This is a genomic window from Streptomyces sp. NPDC019890, from assembly GCF_044903445.1.
GTDB lineage: Bacteria > Actinomycetota > Actinomycetes > Streptomycetales > Streptomycetaceae > Streptomyces.
Genome location: NZ_JBJDQK010000051.1, coordinates 1 through 4117 on the forward strand (window position 1 = coordinate 1; position 4117 = coordinate 4117).

Annotated in this window: 4 protein-coding genes; 3 read left to right on the forward strand and 1 reads right to left on the reverse strand. The window is 70.2% G+C overall.

All coding sequences use genetic code 11. From position 1 onward, the window contains the following. A partial coding sequence (locus tag ACI2LP_RS33855) for a sodium:solute symporter (RefSeq protein WP_404728372.1) occupies positions 1 to 1411 on the reverse strand: 1411 nt, incomplete at its 3' end. A gap of 168 nt (positions 1412 to 1579) precedes the next feature. On the opposite strand from ACI2LP_RS33855, the gene ACI2LP_RS33860 reads away from it, so the two are divergent. The 3 genes from ACI2LP_RS33860 to ACI2LP_RS33870 form a co-directional block, all read left to right on the forward strand. Beyond that, the gene (locus ACI2LP_RS33860) at positions 1580 to 1798 is read left to right on the forward strand and encodes a DUF3311 domain-containing protein (protein ID WP_404728373.1); all 219 of its coding nucleotides are present in this window, start codon (positions 1580 to 1582) and stop codon (positions 1796 to 1798) included. 55 nt (positions 1799 to 1853) lie between these two features. After that, positions 1854 to 4019, forward strand: a complete 2166-nt coding sequence (locus ACI2LP_RS33865) for a carbon starvation CstA family protein (protein WP_404728374.1) — start codon at positions 1854 to 1856, stop codon at positions 4017 to 4019. After that, the coding region (locus tag ACI2LP_RS33870) for a CstA-like transporter-associated (seleno)protein (protein ID WP_404728375.1) at positions 4016 to 4117 on the forward strand (102 nt) is incomplete at its 3' end. The genes ACI2LP_RS33865 and ACI2LP_RS33870, both read left to right, overlap by 4 nt.

Below are 4117 nucleotides of genomic sequence, written 5' to 3' on the forward strand. Positions count from 1 at the left end.
CAAACCCCGCGTAGATCTCCAGCGGTCCCAAGCCCAGCGGCACGACGGGGGAGAACCCTTCGCGCACGACCAGGAAAGTCCCGGCCACCATGCCCGCGCCCCACCCGGCGAGCAGCGCCCGCGGATGCAGCCGCCCGGTGAACAGCCCCACGGCCACCGCCGGGAAGATCTGCAGGATCCAGACTCCGCCGAGGAGCTGGAGATTGATGGCGTCCTGGTCGCGCAGCCCGAACACGAAGGCCACCGCGCCCACCTTGGCGGTGAGCGACACCGCCTTCGCGGTGCGCACCTGACGCTTGGGCGTGGCGGTGGGGTGGAAGTACTCGACGTACACATTGCGTACGAAGCTGGTGGCGGCCGCGATCGACATCACGGCTGCCGGGACGAGCGCCCCCACGGTGATGGCGCCGAACACCAGCCCGGCCAGCGGCCCCGGCATCAGCCGGTCGACCAGCATCGGCACGGCGGACTCGGCGCCGCCCCGGGGCGCCTGCACGCCCGCTGCGAGAGCGGCGATACCGAGGAAGCCGAACAGCGCGAGGAGTGCCGTCCAGGCAGGCAGCGCCACGCACGCCTTGCGCAGGGTGCGCGGGCCGTCGGCGGCGAAACCGGCGGTGAGCACGTGCGGGTACATCAGCAGGGCCAGCGCGGAGCCGAGGGCGAGCGTGGCGTACGCGGGCTGCTGCTCCGGCGACAGGATCAAGGGGGAGTGGGCCACGTCCGTGCCGCCGAGCCGCCGGGCCGCGCCCTCGAACACGGCGCCGGGCCCGCCGAGCCGCACGAGTACCAGCCAGCACACGGCGGTCAGGGAGACGAAGACCGCCACCGCCTTCAGCGCGGAGATGACGGTGGGTGCGCGCAGCCCGTGCCGGTACGTGGCCACGGCGAGCCCCGCGAACAGCGCCACCATCACCGCGTCCCCGGCCGCTTCCTGCGGGTACACGCCGCCGGCAGTCAGCACCGCGCGTATGCCGAGCAGCTGCAGCGCCAGATACGGCATGGTCGCCAGGATGCCGGTCAGCGCGACCACCAGGGCCAGCGGCGGCGACCCGTACCGTCCGCGCACGAAGTCGGCGACGGTGATGTAGCCGTGCCGGCGGGCCACGGTCCACAGGCGGCTCAGCAGGACGAAGGCGATCGGGCAGACGATCACCGTGTACGGCACCGCGAAGAAGGCGGCGGCGCCGTTGCCGTACGCCAGTCCCGGTACGGCGGTGAAGGTGTAGGCGGTGAAGATCGTGCCGCCGAGCAGCAGCCAGGTCCAGACGGGGCCGAGGCTGCGGTCGGCGAGGGCCCAGCCCTCCAGTGAGGGCAGCCGGTCGCTGGGGTGCAGGCGGCGCGCGGTCACGGCGAGGAGCGACGCTCCGCCTATTACGGCGAGGAACGTCGCGGTCATGGCGCCGTCGGCCATGGGTCACCGTCCTTGGTGTGCCTGTGCCCTCGCAGAAGAGTTGCGCCGGGGGCCTGTCCGGAGGACACGGAACCGGGAGGAAATCTCGTGGAAATTCGCTGTCAACCGGTTGAGGCGTACGGGCAACTCTTGCACAGACCGACATTGAGCGGGAGAGGAGCGCAGGTCATGGGACGGAGGGGTCATCACCGGCTACGGCGCGTCGCGATCGCCGTACTGCTTCTCGTGCCCGCCGCAGGCCTGCTCTGGGTCCCCTGGTACGCCGGTGCGAGCCCGATGCTCGCCGGGACGCCGTTCTTCTACTGGTACCAGCTCGCCTGGGTGCCGGGGTGCGGCCTCTGCCTGCTCGCCGCGTATGCGCTGACGGACCGGCATCATCGCCGCTGATCCCTTACTGATCCACGTTCCCTTCTTGTCACACCCCCCCCGGTGAGGAGCCCCCATGCCTACGTCAGCCGTGCCCGAATCCGCTCTCCCGAGCCCACAAGGGCCGCCGCCGCCCTCCCGTACGACAGCCCGCTCGGTCCTGGTGTGGAGCGCGGTCGCCTTGGCCGGCGCGATCGGATGGGCCGTGCTCGCCCTGTCCCGGGGCGAGGAGATCTCGGCCGTCTGGCTGGTCGTGGCGGCCCTCGGCTCGTACGCGATCGCCTACCGGTTCTATTCGCGGTTCATCGCACGGCGGGTTCTCCGGGTCGACGACACCCGCGCCACTCCGGCCGAACGGCTGGAAGACGGCGTCGACTACCACCCCACCGACCGCCGGGTGCTCTTCGGCCACCACTTCGCGGCCATCGCCGGCGCCGGTCCACTGGTCGGCCCGGTCCTGGCCGCCCAGATGGGATACCTTCCCGGCACCATCTGGATCATTGCGGGTGTGATCTTCGCCGGTGCGGTGCAGGACTTGATCGTCCTGTTCCTGTCCATGCGCCGGGACGGCAAGAGCCTGGGCCAGATGGCCCGGGACGAGATCGGCAAGGTGGGCGGTGCCGCCGCGCTGATCGGCGTCTTCGCCATCATGATCATTTTGCTTGCGGTCCTCGCGATGGTCGTCGTCAACGCGCTGGCCGAGTCCCCCTGGGGCACCTTCTCGGTCACCATGACCATCCCCATCGCCCTGTTCATGGGCTTCTACATGCGCTACCTGCGGCCGGGCCGGGTCGTGGAGACCAGCTTCATCGGTGTCGCGCTGCTGCTGCTCGCCATCCTCGGCGGCGGCTGGATCCAGGACTCCTCGCTCGCCGAGTACTTCGTCTGGAGCCCGCAGACCCTGGTCTTCTGCCTGGCCGGCTACGGCTTCGTCGCCTCCGTGCTCCCGGTGTGGATGCTGCTCGCGCCCCGCGACTACCTGTCGACCTTCATGAAGGTCGGCACCATCGCCCTGATGGCCGTCGGTGTCGTGATCGCCGCCCCGCACCTCAAAGCCGAGTCGGTGACCGACTTCGCCTCAAACGGCGCCGGACCGGTGTTCGCCGGCTCGTTGTTCCCGTTCCTGTTCATCACCATCGCCTGCGGCGCCCTGTCCGGCTTCCACGCCCTGGTCTCCTCCGGCACCACGCCGAAGCTGATCCAGAAGGAGTCCCAGGTCCGGATGATCGGCTACGGCTCCATGCTCACGGAGTCCTTCGTCGCCGTCATGGCCCTGATCGCCGCCTGCGTCCTCGAACCCGGCCTGTTCTACGCCATGAACTCCCCGGCCGCGCTGCTCGGCCCGAGTGTCGACAGCGCCGCCGAGGCGGTGAAGAACCTCGGCTTCACCATCACCCCGGACCAGCTCACCGCGGCGGCCAAGGCCGTCGAGGAGCAGACCCTCGTGGGCCGCTCCGGCGGCGCGCCCACGCTGGCCGTGGGCATGTCGGAGATCTTCTCCGGGGTGATCGGCGGCGCCGGGCTGAAGGCCTTCTGGTACCACTTCGCCATCATGTTCGAGGCCCTGTTCATCCTCACCACGGTGGACGCCGGCACCCGGGTCGGCCGCTTCATGCTCCAGGACATGCTGGGCAACGTCTGGAAGCCGATCGGTCGGGTCACCTGGAAGCCGGGCATCTGGATCACCAGCGCCCTGGTCGTCGGCGCCTGGGGCTACTTCCTGTACGCCGGTGTCACCGACCCCCTCGGCGGCATCAAGCAGCTCTTCCCGCTGTTCGGCATCGCCAACCAGCTGCTGGCCGCGGTGGCCCTGGCCGTCACCACCACCGTGCTGATCAAGTCCGGCAAGCTGCGCTGGGCCTGGGTTACCGGCATCCCCCTCGCCTGGGACGTGGCCGTCACCTTCACCGCGGGCTGGCAGAAGATCTTCTCCGACAACCCGAAGATCGGCTTCTTTGCCCTGCGGGACAAGTTCGCCCAGGCCATCGACGCCGGCCAGCTCCTGCCGGGCGCCAAGACCATGGACGACATGCACACCATCGTCGTCAACAACACGGTCGACGGCGTGATCATGGCCATCTTCCTCCTGCTGGTCCTCACGGTCCTGATCAACTGCGCCGTGGTGTGCGTCCGCGCCGTCCGCGCCACGCAGCCGCTGCCGACGACCGAGGCACCCTACGTCGCCTCCCGCATCGACGTGCCCGCGCAGCGGGAGGAACCCCTGGCGGAGGTGCGGGCATGAGGGCCGCCCGCTGGGCGCGGGCCGTGCGCTGGTACGTGCGGGAGCTGACCGGGGAGGCGGAGTACGGCCGCTACTGCGAGCGGTACCGACGCCACCAC

Excerpts from the sequence above, each read along its gene's own strand:
- ACI2LP_RS33860 (WP_404728373.1), top strand. The coding sequence starts at position 1,580 with ATGGGACGGAGGGGTCATCACCGGCTACGGCGCGTCGCGATCGCCGTA.
- ACI2LP_RS33865 (WP_404728374.1), top strand. The coding sequence starts at position 1,854 with ATGCCTACGTCAGCCGTGCCCGAATCCGCTCTCCCGAGCCCACAAGGG.